Source organism: Sporosarcina sp. FSL K6-1540 (assembly GCF_038620285.1).
In the GTDB taxonomy this organism is placed as follows: domain Bacteria; phylum Bacillota; class Bacilli; order Bacillales_A; family Planococcaceae; genus Sporosarcina; species Sporosarcina psychrophila.
Genome location: NZ_CP152018.1, coordinates 2491031 through 2504917 on the forward strand (window position 1 = coordinate 2491031; position 13887 = coordinate 2504917).

Annotated in this window: 9 protein-coding genes; 8 read left to right on the forward strand and 1 reads right to left on the reverse strand. The window is 34.3% G+C overall.

Features of this window, described 5'->3' with window-relative positions; translation table 11 throughout:
- The first annotated feature begins 226 nt into the window (after positions 1–226).
- The 3 genes from MKY15_RS11685 to MKY15_RS11695 are packed head-to-tail and all read left to right on the forward strand — an operon-like array spanning position 227 to position 3331.
- Positions 227–1018 (forward strand): serine protease, encoded by a 792-nt coding sequence (locus MKY15_RS11685; protein WP_342537604.1) that lies wholly within the window; start codon positions 227–229, stop codon positions 1016–1018.
- A gap of 49 nt (positions 1019–1067) precedes the next feature.
- Entirely contained in the window at positions 1068–2210 is a 1143-nt protein-coding gene (gene dprA / locus MKY15_RS11690) for a DNA-processing protein DprA (RefSeq protein ID WP_342537605.1), read from the forward strand.
- A complete protein-coding gene (locus tag MKY15_RS11695) occupies positions 2207–3331 on the forward strand; it encodes a phosphoribosyltransferase (protein WP_342537606.1) in 1125 nt (374 codons plus the stop codon). Before dprA ends, MKY15_RS11695 begins: the two co-directional genes overlap by 4 nt.
- A 536-nt stretch (positions 3332–3867) precedes the next feature.
- On the opposite strand, the gene MKY15_RS11700 is transcribed toward MKY15_RS11695, so the two are convergent.
- Entirely contained in the window at positions 3868–4935 is a 1068-nt protein-coding gene (locus MKY15_RS11700; protein ID WP_342537607.1) for a serine/threonine-protein kinase, read from the reverse strand.
- A gap of 719 nt (positions 4936–5654) precedes the next feature.
- Here MKY15_RS11700 and MKY15_RS11705 point away from each other — a divergent pair.
- From MKY15_RS11705 to MKY15_RS11725, 5 genes are all read left to right on the forward strand, one after another.
- Positions 5655–6860 (forward strand): YHYH domain-containing protein, encoded by a 1206-nt coding sequence (locus MKY15_RS11705; protein WP_342537608.1) that lies wholly within the window; start codon positions 5655–5657, stop codon positions 6858–6860.
- Between the two features lie 740 nt (positions 6861–7600).
- Positions 7601–7765 carry a hypothetical protein gene (locus tag MKY15_RS11710; protein ID WP_156475956.1) on the forward strand — a complete coding sequence of 55 codons (165 nt, stop codon included), beginning with the start codon at positions 7601–7603 and terminating at the stop codon, positions 7763–7765.
- A gap of 120 nt (positions 7766–7885) precedes the next feature.
- Positions 7886–8878 carry a DUF3592 domain-containing protein gene (locus MKY15_RS11715; RefSeq protein ID WP_342537609.1) on the forward strand — a complete coding sequence of 331 codons (993 nt, stop codon included), beginning with the start codon at positions 7886–7888 and terminating at the stop codon, positions 8876–8878.
- 1033 nt (positions 8879–9911) lie between these two features.
- Entirely contained in the window at positions 9912–11843 is a 1932-nt protein-coding gene (locus MKY15_RS11720) for a DUF2075 domain-containing protein (protein ID WP_342537610.1), read from the forward strand.
- Positions 11844–11949: 106 nt separating this feature from the next.
- Positions 11950–13596, forward strand: coding sequence for a GIY-YIG nuclease family protein (locus MKY15_RS11725; protein WP_342537611.1), 1647 nt, complete (start codon positions 11950–11952; stop codon positions 13594–13596).
- Positions 13597–13887 lie beyond the last annotated feature (291 nt).

Consider the following 13887-nt stretch of genomic DNA (forward strand, 5'->3'; position numbering starts at 1 on the left):
GTGTGAAAATTAAAACTCTTCATGTACTCCCTATTATTACTGTATGGTATGATTATCTTAATAAATTATATTTAATAAAAACTAAAAATCATCTATCTATAGTTTTAGACGCAGTAACATTCATCCCCTCATTCATTTGTTACTTCAGTTGAAGGAAGAACTTTAAAATCATTAGTAATATAGGTACAGAATCTAAATTGGATACAAAATATGGAGGTATATTTATATGAAAAATTTTAATGATATGTACAATAAATATTCTGTTTGTATTGTGAGAATAACAGTAAAACTCCCAAATGGTGATTTATCTTCAGGAACCGGGTTTCATATTGGGAAAGGTTATATAGTTACTGCTAGGCATGTTATAGAGGACAATGAAATCGAAGAAGTTGTGGGTGAATATTCAAATAATTTGGAAGTGAAAAAAGTGGTTTACCCGAAAGATATACAGATTGACCTTGCCCTTCTAGAAACTGATTTTAACTTAGATTACTACATTAATAAAGTTGAAATTGTAGGTAAAGATGTTGAGAAAATTGACCATATTGAAATTGGGGGTCATTTAGATGATTGGATAGGCGAAGAGTTTGTATTAACTAATGTCATATTAATGGGGTTTCCTCCTATTCCCTTATCTAAAACACCTATTCTAGTGGCAGTTAAAGCCGAAGTGAACGCAATAATAGATAAATACATCGGTCCACATCCACATTTTATTATATCTTCTGTTCCTAGAGGAGGCTTTAGTGGAGGACCAGTAATAAGTGAGTATGGATTTCTTTTAGGCATTTTAACAGAGTCTTTGGGTGAGCAGGATAAACCAACTGAAATTGGTTTCGCCTCAGCTATATCAATCGAACCTTTACTTTCTTTAATTCACGAAAATAACATTGATATTGGTGAAGGAACTTTATTTATCAAAGAACTGTATGGAGAACCATTGGATAAGCTTGAAATTGAAAATAAAGTTAACTCGGAACCTTTTAATGAATTAGCACCTAGTAGCGGAGAGTGGTAATAAATAAGTCGTAAGACCTAATCGAATGATTTTAAATGGAGGTGAATTTATGATAAGAAATCTACTGGTATTAAAACAATTAGGAATTCATGGGAGTTTAATAGATATCCTCGCTAAAAATTTTTCAGAAGATGAATTTAAGATATTATTTAAAGGTGAGACACTAGAATTACAATTTAAATACAATATATTCAAGGATGAAGAATTGGATGTTTTTTCGAATTCTAAAATTATGGATAATGCTAGAAATTTTGCTGACAATCTAATTGAGGATAGTAAAAAACAAAACATCAAAATTATATCTTATTACGATGATGAGTATCCTGCCATATTAAAAAAGATTGAGAAAAGACCTCTGATAATCTATGCGAAAGGAAATATTGATTTACTAAAAGCATCGAATTTAGTGGCGTGTGTTGGTACACGAACCCCTAGTTATTCAGCTGTTAATTCTGTGAAAAATCTAGTAAAAGGGCTAGTAGAGGATGGGGAAGTAATAGTAAGCGGCTTAGCAAAAGGGATTGATACTGAAGCTCATAAAGCTTGTTTACTTCACCAAGGTAAAACTATAGCAGTTTTAGCACATGGTTTAGACATCATCTATCCACCTGAAAACAAAATGTTAGCTAATGAAATTTTGAATAATAATGGTGTTTTATTATCAGAATACCCTTTAAATACAAAAATAACAAAAAAAAATTTTGTTGCTCGAAACAGAATCGTTGCTGGGATGTCACAGGGTGTTATTGTATTTGAAGCTGATGAAAATAGTGGAACTATGCATACGGCAAGATTTGCATTTAGACAAGGTAAAAAACTGTTTTGTCCGTTGTTTACCGATGTAGATAAAAAAAACTTATCAACTGGTGTTTTAAATTTACTTGATTCAAAAAGTGCATATCTGGTTAAGGATTCATTGGAAATTATCAGTATTTTAAATGCTAAGAATAGCAATCAAGACAAGGAATCTATAATAGATAATAAAGAAATTTTGATTTCTATGAGGTCAAAGGAAGTTATTACATCAAATAAGAATGAGAAGAGTCAAACCCAAAACACATTTCTTGAAATAGACATTGAACTCTCTGAAGAACTAAGATTGTTAGCAATTCATAAAGATATTACCGTTAAGGAGTTAATATCGTTTTTAGTTAAAAAGTATAAAGAGAGAAAAGAGGAGGAAGAGCGATGAGTAGAATAATAATATTTCCTACAGCTACATTAAAAGATAGAGAGGGTGAGATTTACCCTGGTGTAGAAGACTTGCTAATCAAATTGAATAGTGAAGGGAATAAAATTATTCTTCTATCTCACCGCTCAACTAACTTGAAAGATATACTAGATGATTACAAATTCACTGAGTTTATTAGTAGAAGAGAAATCAGGTCATATATTAGTAGTAATGACGATGATTTGTATATATTGGTTGGAAGCTCAGATGTGGATTTGCAGCTTGCTGCAAATAAGAAGGTTCTATTGATTAATCCGTTATGGTCACATGTTCAAGAAGAAAAAGCAGTAAGATATGGATTCAGTGTAAAAAATCCGGAAAATTTACATAAAGTGTTAAGGATACTTAAAAATCAAACTGCCTGGTACTACACTTTGAATGTCGAAGAGGGTACAATCGTGTATTCACTTTCGAGAGCTAACTATAAAGGCTTTATTGAATCAGAAGATGAAGTAGAGTTAATTAAAGCATTTGAAAAGATATTGAAAAATGGAAACAAAAGGTATTTTCAATTACTTCTTTTGCATTTCTTAGGTTCAATAATCAATAATCCTGAATTCAAAGCTGTTGACATCTGGGCAATTATGCCTTCTTCTTCAACTGAATTAAATCAAGATATGCTATTCTTCAAAGAGAGAGCAAGAGAAATGATGGGGAAAAAACGTAAAGAACCACTATTCGTAAGACATACACCGACATATAAAAGCAGAGGACAGGGCGACTCAAAACGGATACCATGTGATAGACACTTTGAAACTATAAAAATAAATCCTGAGTATGAAGGAAAGTTAAAAGGTAAAAACATTTGTGTTTTAGACGATTTTCTTAATAATGGTACTTCATTTGAAACGCTAAGAAATTTATTGAGACATGAAGGAGTCGAGAAAATAATTTTCGTTTCCTTAGGAAAATTTCAAAGATGGAGTGGAATTGAATATCATAAACAAGATTATGTGATAACTGGGGATGTATACGATGAAGGATATTCTTATACTCTTAATAGTACGAGCGGGATACATGGCAGTTTTAATAGACAAGCAAGAGAAGATATTCGAGAACTATACAATATTATTACTGAATGAACTTCTCTGATTATTAGTCCGAATTTGAAGTGTCATCAATTACTTCTTTAATAATAGGAACTGAAAAGTCCTGTTTACCACCAATTCATATATAAGGTGGAGAGATAACTGATGCTTTTCAAGATAGGGTGAACCAATTACCTAATAAAGAGATAGAATGGTTGGAACTTTGTTATTTTACTTTCACTTTAAATTTCAAAAAAATAGTGTGAAAATTATGTTCATTTTAGAATATACAAGTATTAACAAAACTAAGATCAAATTTTTATTTGTAATGTAATACCTAAAAATCTGACATACTCACGACTATTGTTTGACTATTCTTATTGTAATAAAACCGTTAGATAAAAAATGGAGCAATCAAATGGTATAGCTGCTCCTGTTAATTGATTTATTTGTTTTCTACTTAACGGGTCGTAAAGGGGATTCGAAGAGGAAGTAAATCCTATTCTAGTTGCATAGGTAAACGATTCTATTTTATACAAGAAAAAATAAATCTGAAGAAAGACATTTTATTTAAGGTCTTCCTTCAACTTTTATTGTACGCTGATTTTTTCTGCAACTACAATTTTAAATGTGTGAATGTCATTTATAATCAATTCGATACATTCTGATAGCACTTCATTAAAGTCTGGGAATATAACTGTTGCTTCCCCATCTTCTATTAAATCTTCATCAGGGAAGTCAGTTATTTTACAGATTCGCCCTATTCTATCTACGTCATTTTTATCACTTAAAATAGTCAATTTATAAGTATGCTGCAATTCATTAGCTAAAGCATCATTTATGACCCATAAGTCCGTTCTTTCACTCGGCTTTTTATTAATTAAGTTCATTATAATATCCGATAACACTTGTGAAATTGAAGAGTTTATTTCAATTGGCGGAATTGGCGTTTCTTGTAAATGAGCGAACATTAAGGCTACTCTTGTTTTATTGAATATGGTCTGACCAGTGAATAGATGATAAAGTGTGCATCCTAACTGGTAAACGTCTGTCTGTAGGTTAGTGCGTTCGCCTTTCCACTGCTCAGGAGCGCAGTAAGGAGGTGATGTAAAATTATTTACGGTGTGATTACGTGTTGCGGCATCTACAAATCTTGCTAAACCAAAATCACCTACTTTGGTAATACCATAATTAGAAATAAATATATTTAAAGGTTTGATATCGCGATGTTGGATGTCTTTTTTATGGGCATAATCTATTGCATTAACAGACTGCCATGCTATGAATAGTGCTATAAAATAGTATGTTTGGCTATCAAGAATAGGTTTAAATTTCCTGATGAACTTATCAACATCATACCCTTGAACATACTCCATCACTATGTAAGAATATTCTAGGGGTCCTTCATTATGTTTGCCAAAGTCTAGTATACTTAAAATATTTGGGTGACCTAATAAACTAGCCCCAATTTTAGCTTCATCTTCAAATACTGCGATTGCATCTAATTCTCCTTCTAACATTTTAAGATTAATGGTTTTAATCGCAACAGCTCTTTCTAACTTTATGTCTTGTGCCAGCCAAACCTCAGACATACCTCCAGGGCTAATAGGTTGAACGAGCTTATAGCGACCAGATAATAATAATTCTGGATAGAACATTTATTTAACCTCCTTTACTAATTTAAGTTAATTGTAAGTCATAAAAGTGAGATTATCTATAGTACATTTTTTGATTAATAAATATTATTTAGAATCCATGCTGATTTTTGGATTTTATAGGTAAATGCTATATACTAAATTACAGAAGGTCTTTGAACCAAGTTCGTAAATATGTAATACTCCCTAGCGAGTAAAACCGTCAAATAAATAAGTATGGAAGCGGCACTAAACCCTTATGACTCTTAGCTCCGGCATAATGCCACGCGAATCCAAATAGACAATCTACACGCGTAGATGCTTAAGTGTTAGAGCCTCTGGACGCGGGTTCGACTCCCGCCGTCTCCATATTTGTTGTCACAGCAACGTTTAAGCGATGTGTGGCAACAACATATATAACAAAAACGACTTCATCTTTTGATGAGGTCGTTTTTTGTTTGGGTAAAATTCAGGGGTACCTATGCGTTGCGTAAAGACAACCAATTCGTGTATCTGAGTCGTGTCTGTGAGTATTTATTTTGAAGGATGTGGAGAAGTGGAATTAGGAAGCCAGAAGCTGAACCCATTAATATTTACATTCCCAGTATTAGAATGAGGACTCTACTTTTAAGCAAGATAGAGCAAAGGTTTTAGTGAAGGTAAACGAATACAAGAATTTATTTTGCATAATCCCTATATTGTTCCAAAAAGATGATACTATTGTAATGCGAGGGGGATATTATATGAAGAAGTGGTCTTATTTACTAGTTATTTTACTTGTATTTTCTTTGCACAATAATGCAGAGGCGCATTCAGGACGAACGGATAGTAGCGGAGGACATAATTGTAGTCCGAAATCTGTCTCAAAAGGGTTATGCACTAGCTATCATTATCATAATGGTGGAGGAAGTACAAACACAGCACCTGCTAAACCAGTTTACAACCCAAAGATTTACTATGATAGTGGTTACAAAGCTGGTTATGGCAAAGGACATGAAATGGGGTACAAAAAAGATTCACCTGAACAGAGTTCTGATGATTCTAACACGGACTATGTTGAAGGCTGGTCAGCTGGATACCAAAAGGGTCTAGAAGATGGACTAGCTAAAATTAATAAAGAAGAGCAAGATGCAAAAGATAAAAAAACTGGAAATGATCAAGGGGAAAAAGACGGTGCAACTTCATTTTTAGATGGGAAAAAAAACAATGATTTTTTATATGCTTCCGGGAGTTCGGAGCTTTATAAGAGTTCTTATATAGAAGCATTTGCTTCTTCGTGGCAATTAACAAAGAATAGTAAAGATAGTTATGATAAGGGTTATGAGCAAGGATTATCGCAAGATGAAATAGTTATCCCAGCTGTTTTTCAAACTGACATACTGACACCTGAATTTGAGAAGGGTCACAAAGCAGGAGAAGATGAACGAGATAAAAATGAAATAGCGAAGTATGGAAAGGAAGGACAGGCTTTAGGGTACGAGGTAAAAGAGTTAGCTATAACTGCGGATATTAAAAAAGATATTTATATCGAAGCATTTAAACAAGGATATGAGAGTGGTCTGCAAAAACGGAAAGAGGAAGTTGTAGAGGAAGGCTATAATTACGCTTTTAAACGAATGAAGTTTGCAAACTCTCCTTATGAAGGAAAAGAACACTTTTCGGAATGGATCAAAGAAGGTTACGACAACAATGAACTTGCTGTAGAAATAAAAACTAAATCAATTGAACTAGGCAAAGAAAATAAAGCATACACTATCCCGAAGAAATATATGGTTAACGATGATGCGATTGCCTTACACGATAAACTTTTCTTGAAAGGACAGAATATCCAAGAAGAAATAGATAGGAATAATCGTAACACTTTACTGACAACTGGTGCTATTGGTATTCCAGCGGTAGGTGGTGGAATATATTTATGGACTCGAAAACGTAAAAAGAAAATAGCTTAATTGTAAAGATGGTTTCATAAGATTTTTAAAAATATATTTATGAAATCATTGGAGAATAGGAAATATGTGCTATAAGTAGTATTAACCGTTACGCGAGGCGACACGATAAGGACTAAACCATTTCAACTTTGTGTTAGCGTTAATGTGCAACCATAAAAGCTCCTATAATCATTTGGGGAGCTTATTTGCGTTGAGAATTAATTGATGAATATTTTATACAGGCTATCTAATCGTTGCTACAAAGTTGTCTGTGAGCGTGTGAAGGCTTAACAATAGGACTCGCATTTATAAGAATCAATCATAAAGGCAAGTCCCTTACCATCTTTTTAATTATTGTTTTCTGGTATTTTTAAAAATAACTTCAGTTGTAATAATTGCTAATATTATTGTTATGATTATTAAAAAAAGTTCAATAAAAATATTATCAAGATACATTCCTGATGTTAAAAAAGCTTGTATTTTTATATAAACTACAATAAAAAAACTAACACTATTTTTTCGAATATGTATTACCTAAATTACTCAAATTACCCGCCCTTTCATCGGAGTTATGTATTCATTTTTTACTGAATATGTAATTCAAATGGCTTGCTAATTTAATGACTGAATAATCGCTCGACGGATATATTCTAACACGTTAACAAATATTTAGTGAGTGCAGCCTATGCACGGTGCAAATCAGACACGATTCAGAATTAATTCGAATTGTGTGATACACAGGCAGACAAAACATTGAAGAAATGAACGAACTAAAAGATGAAGAAATCATTCAACATGCAAGTGAGGGTGCTACTTCAATAGTGAATCGTAACTATTCTCTGAATATCATTCTAGACGGTTATGGTCATGACACTAAAGAAGTAGAACTTCTTGTAAAGGATGATTCTATAGTGCAGAAGTTTTGAAATAACCCTACGGTGAATTTAAAGTAGACCTGCCATCAGAGCATTTGCTGGTAGTTTTTTTATTCTTGTATTTTAACGCCTGTTTGATATGGTGGTGGAAGGATGGTTATGGAGGAAATTATGACAAACATCAAAGAATTAGCTGGGCTTCTAGTTTTAGGCTTATTTTTCAGCCTTTTCACTTGGGTAATGATCGATTCTTATCTGGATGAGTACGATTTAGCTTCAATTCGATCAGCAGAAGCGACAGTCATTGAAAAAACAGCAAGCAAAGGGTTATTCACCCCTCCTACCTATTTTGTTTGGGTCGAACTTGCTGGCGGAGAAGAGATTAAATATCGCAACCGTGTTTCCAAAAGTCAGATAGAGAACATTGAAATTGGCGATACGATTAATGGTTATTTGACAGGTGCTACAACCTTTTCGACACTGCGCGATATACTCATTGATGGCCTCTATTACTTGATTGCTATTTTTGTTTTTGCGTTTATAGCTTTCTGTTTACTCGTGGCCTTTTTCTTATCCATTCCTGCATTGGAGCGCTTAGAAGAGAAGATATCTTCTGAGCGATTTAAAAAAAGGAAAAGAATGAGGAAAAAGAAACGAAAGAAAAAAGTAGATTCGAGACAAAGGGCTTGGAGAAATGCAGGTATTGTCATTGTAATTTTTCTTTTCATTGCCAAAAGTTTTGTAGTGAACCTGATTCGAACAGTGCAGCCATTCGGAAAGACAAAAACGGAAGCTACAGTCGTTGACCAATTCGAGTATACGACTTATCGGAAATACGAAGACTCAATTCGGGATTTAACCATCTCTTATAAAGATCATACGGGCAGAACTTTTGAAATGGCCAAAGACGTAACGCGACACACCTATCGGCAATATGGCATAGGAGACAAACTACCAATTAGCTATCGAAATGCCGATCCGTATGATGTGTTTGTTCGAGGGAATTCTATATGGGATTACCTTCTGTTATTTACATACTGGGAATTGTCTGTTTATATTGGTTTGATTGCTGTGAGTGCATTCTCTATTTGGGCTTTTCTAGATGATCATAAAGGAAAAAAAAGGTTTTGGCAAAAGTTTAATAGGAAGGTCGATAAAAAGTAAGATAGGCAAATGGATAGGATGCGGATATGCTGGTTTAGCCATGCATTTCTTTTTTGAATATTGCATATCTGTGCAAGAAACTTTTATGACAGTTTTTAAAAAATGCGATTTGATTTTAGCGTAGTGGATAGTCAACATTTGCAAGTCTTTAGAGGCAGGTTCGACTCCCGCTGTCTACATATTTGATGTCACAGCAACGTTTAAGCGATGTGTGGCATCATTATGGCAACAACATATATAACAAAAGCGATTTCATCTTTTGATGAGGTCGTTTTTTGTTTGGGAAGAAAACGTTTTTTTACTCATTAGAGTAAATTAGGCTGTGTAAAGGGGGGAAATAGCTTTTATGAGTATAAAGCTATTTGAAGTTTAGGGAGTGTTTATTACATGCCAAGTTTCGTTGTGATGCAAGACCGGACATATCCAGAAGAAAAAGAATTAGTGATAATTTAGTCGCTGCAACAAGATAGCAGTGGAAAAGAACGTTAATCAAGGCTTAGGAAAATGAAAGGTATCCAAGTTTCGGAGTACCTTTGTCGCACAAAGACAAACCATTGACGCATTATTCTATTTATCTGATTTTTATACTACGATTATAGTGAATTAACTGATTATTTTTACGTGCCTTAAATTTAAAACATATCAACTTTGTAATAATGCATCGAGCAGCCACTAAAAACTTTGAAAAAAAACATACTATAAATGCATATAAAAAGGAAGTTGCAAAATGATTAGTTGCTAGACTTTTTTTTTATTAAAATACCCAATTCAAGTAATATAAAAGTATATTGCACGGGAACTCATTAAATCAACTTCTCAGGATATTTACAAAATAGTAAAGTCAATCAAGCAAAAGTATATCCGTGCAGGTACCTTATATGTCTATTTACAAGGATTTCTTACAACGATTTTTAAAATGTGGTAATATTATACTAATGAAAAAACTAAAATGTAGAACTAATTTACCATATTGATATAAAATATGCTGACGCAATCATAGATTGTGTCCTAACAGACTGAGGCTGGTGTACTAATGATCATATATGAATCAACAAAAGAGCAATTTGTAGGGGATATTGTAAATGAATTGCTTATTGATCGATTATACAATTCTTTTCAGGAGAAAATTGGTCGGACATCAAAGGCTGAGATTCGTTCATGGGAGAACTCATTACAAAAGATGTCAAATGTAATGCAAGACGGGGACATTCCGAATGATGCTTCAGTAGCAATAGAGTTTAATATTCCTAATACATCTAAGCGTGTGGACTTTTTAATTGCTGGGAACGATGGAAATCAGGATCATGTGGTCATTGTGGAATTAAAACAGTGGGAGAACGTTGAAAAGATTGCCACTAGAGATGGCATTGTCAAAACGTTTGTCGGCAAAGCGAATCGAGAAATGACGCATCCATCCTATCAAGCGTGGTCTTATGCAGCGCTGATTGAGGATTTTAATGAAAATGTCCAAAAGCAAGAAATCCAATTAAAGCCCTGTGCATACCTACATAACTATCGAAAAGTCGAAAATGATCCACTAACGGATGCCCATTATGAGGATCATCTCGAAAAAGCACCTGTTTTTACAAAAGGGGAAATTGAGAAACTTCGTACGTTTATAAAGAAATTCATTAAAAAAGGTGACCAGAACCAATTACTATACCAAATTGAAAACGGCAGAATCCATCCTTCAAAATCATTGCAAGATGCATTAAACAGTATGTTAAAAGGCAATGAAGAATTCATTATGATCGACGAACAAAAAGTGTTCTTTGAAGAGGCGCTTCATCAGGCAATGGATAGTGTTAAAACTGTCGCAAAGCAAGTTATGATCGTGCAAGGTGGGCCTGGGACAGGGAAATCAGTCCTTGCCATTAACTTGTTGGTAAAACTAATTGATCGAGGACTTGTAGCAATGTATGTAACAAAAAACGCTGCGCCGCGCAATATTTACTCGATAAAACTAAAAGGAGATTTTAAAAAGACGCATATTGATAATCTATTTAAAGGATCCGGCAGTTTTACAGAAGTAGAAGAAAATGAATTTGACGTACTGATTGTAGATGAAGCGCATAGGTTGAACGAGAAATCAGGGATGTTTCGAAATAAAGGTGAAAACCAGGTGAAGGAACTAATCAAAGGTTCCAAATTCACGATATTTTTTATTGATGAAAATCAAAAGGTCACACTAAGCGATATTGGTAGTGTCGATTTGATAAAGCACTATGCTGAACAATACAAAGCTAACATAATTTCGTGTGATCTAACATCCCAGTTCCGTTGTGATGGTTCAGATGGCTACATCGCCTGGCTAGATGATGTATTGCAGATAAGAAATACAGCCAATATGCATGAACTAGGGATGGATTATGACGTCCGACTTTTTGAAGACCCAAATGAAATGCTTGCGGAAATTGAAAAACTTAATAGAAGAAACAACAAATCTCGTGTTATGGCAGGTTACTGCTGGGAATGGCCAAAGCAGAATCGACAGGACGTCAATTATAACGACATTGCCATTCCAGAACACGACTTCGGCATTAGCTGGAACATCGAAAATACCTGGGCCATCGAGAACTCATCAGTTAGGGAAGCTGGTTGTATTCATACTGCTCAAGGATTAGAGTTTGACTATGTAGGCGTCATTATCGGCGATGACATGCGTTATGAGAACGGACAAATCATCACAGATTACACAAAACGTGCAAAGACAGACCAATCTTTAAAGGGTATAAAAAAGATTGCTAAAGAAAATCCAGAGGAAGCGCATGCATTGGCAGATCCTATTATTCGAAATACGTATAGAACATTAATGACGCGTGGTCAGAAGGGATGTTTTGTATTTTGTACGGATTCTGCGCTGCAGGAATACTTGATTGAGCGGTTGGAGAAGGTGACGTTTTATCGGAAGAAGAGGCAGGAGACATTGTACTTGGTAGATGAGCGGGAGGGGTATGGGCATTAGAAAGTCTTAAAACCAAAGTATCAGGTTTGGAGTTGAATTATTCCAAGACAGCTGATTGTACTACACATCAACGGTCGTATTGGGATTATATTATTTAGAGAAGGGATTGAGTAAAATTAATAAGTATAAAGATGAGTGGTGGTACTCAACAACAACTATTTTCATTCTAACTGTCTTTGGCATTTTAATAGTTCCGTTCATTTTAGCCATCGTTCTTTTAGTTATTCAAATACAAAAACGAAATGAATTTAATAAAAAAATTCAAGAAAATGAATTGCTGAATATGCCTATTAAAGAAAAAGAGGCCAAGCTAGTAGGGCTTAATGAATCCTTGGTAAGTAGCCAAAAACTCATAGACGAAAACAATACTGTCATAAATAATCAGGAATCATTTATTCAATCTTTACGCAATGTTTTTGATGAAGAAATAAATAAAGAGCGTGAGACCATCTTAATTAAAGCCAAAGAAGAAGCTGAGGAAATTGTTCATGATTCAACAAAAAGCATTGCTGATATTGTTGAGAAAGTGACTGAATACCAATCCAGTGTAGAAATACTTACTAAGGAACGAACAGACTTGGAAAAGGAAGTGCAACGCTACAAGAATCAAGCTAGGAAATTCAAATCGGATCTTCTTGGATTGAAGAATTTCAATGAGCGATTTCCACATACGATTAATTTTGATTCGGTATATCACCAACTGGAGCAAATGAACAAAGAATTGGATGAAAAAAGATTACTAGGCACAGTCATCAGATTACACTTACATTCAGATAACTCAAGAGAGCTAAGAAAGTTATCAAATGCAACTAACAAGGAAATCCAAAACATATTAAGTAAATATGAAGACAGATATACAACTAAAGGAAATAAAACCATTTATAATTTAATGGTTATCGCTCTTCAAGCTGAGATTCAAATCCTACTATTACAACTAAAATTTAACAAGCTTGATGACTCAATTAACGCAGTTAAAGATATTATAACAAAGTATTTATCAATAAGTGCATCGGGTAACATGGCGATTCTACCAACCGTGACAAGGTTTTTAAATGAGATGGAGCCATTGTATATTGAACTAATTAATATTGAATATAAATATTACGTATACAGAGAGCAAGAAAAAGAAGAACAGAGAATGATTAGGGAACAAATGAAGCAAGAGGCTGCAGAGAGAAAGCTACTTGCGGAAGAGAAGAAGAAATTGGAGAAGGAAGAGGAGAAGTTCTCAATCGAAATTTCTAGAAATAAAAAATTGTTGGAAGAAGAAACAGATCAAGAGAAGGTACGACATTTGGAGGAAAGACTCCAGGAACTCGAAATCCAAGTAAAAGAAATTGAAGACAAGAAAGATGAGATTACTAGCCTTGCCCTTGGTAAAGCGGGATATGTCTATATCATTTCAAACCTTGGTTCGTTTGGCGAGCAACTGTTCAAGATAGGTATGACAAGAAGAATGGATCCTCAAGAAAGAGTAGATGAACTCGGTAGTGCTTCAGTCCCGTTCAAGTTTGATGTACATGCAATGGTATTTAGTGACGATGCCGTTGGTTTGGAAGGGAAATTGCATAAATTGTTGAGCCGACAGAGGGTCAATAAGGTTAACTATAGAAAAGAATTCTTTAAAACGGATATCTCAAGTCTTAGGGAGATGATTGAAGAAATAGATCCAACTGTTGAATTTGTTACAACGATGTTGGCGGAGGAGTATAACCAGACACTTGCGATGGAAGATGCTGAGTTGGTGTCATGATTCTTTGTAGAGTTGCCTGTGCAACAAATATTCACGACTGTTTGATTTAACATGGATATTTGAACAAACACAATAGTTCCTTGTGCAGCGTTTGGAGTGAGTGCTGCCTGTGTACGGCGCAATACGGACATGATTCAGAATTGTCTGGTGCACAGGCAGACAAAACTAATTCAAAACGATTATTCTAATAGGATTTATCTTCCGAAAGTTAATCTAGCCATTACTCAGTTCTTAGGTAATAGAAAATGAAATCACGATTTAATTTGGAGTGAAAGAAAGGGGCCAATTCCA

What these genes read in the sequence shown, in the direction of transcription:
- MKY15_RS11685 (WP_342537604.1), top strand. Translation starts at nt 227, where the DNA reads ATGAAAAATTTTAATGATATGTACAATAAATATTCTGTTTGTATTGTG.
- dprA (WP_342537605.1), top strand. Translation starts at nt 1,068, where the DNA reads ATGATAAGAAATCTACTGGTATTAAAACAATTAGGAATTCATGGGAGT.
- MKY15_RS11695 (WP_342537606.1), top strand. Translation starts at nt 2,207, where the DNA reads ATGAGTAGAATAATAATATTTCCTACAGCTACATTAAAAGATAGAGAG.
- MKY15_RS11700 (WP_342537607.1), bottom strand. Translation starts at nt 4,935, where the DNA reads ATGTTCTATCCAGAATTATTATTATCTGGTCGCTATAAGCTCGTTCAA.
- MKY15_RS11705 (WP_342537608.1), top strand. Translation starts at nt 5,655, where the DNA reads ATGAAGAAGTGGTCTTATTTACTAGTTATTTTACTTGTATTTTCTTTG.
- MKY15_RS11710 (WP_156475956.1), top strand. Translation starts at nt 7,601, where the DNA reads ATGAACGAACTAAAAGATGAAGAAATCATTCAACATGCAAGTGAGGGT.
- MKY15_RS11715 (WP_342537609.1), top strand. Translation starts at nt 7,886, where the DNA reads ATGACAAACATCAAAGAATTAGCTGGGCTTCTAGTTTTAGGCTTATTT.
- MKY15_RS11720 (WP_342537610.1), top strand. Translation starts at nt 9,912, where the DNA reads ATGATCATATATGAATCAACAAAAGAGCAATTTGTAGGGGATATTGTA.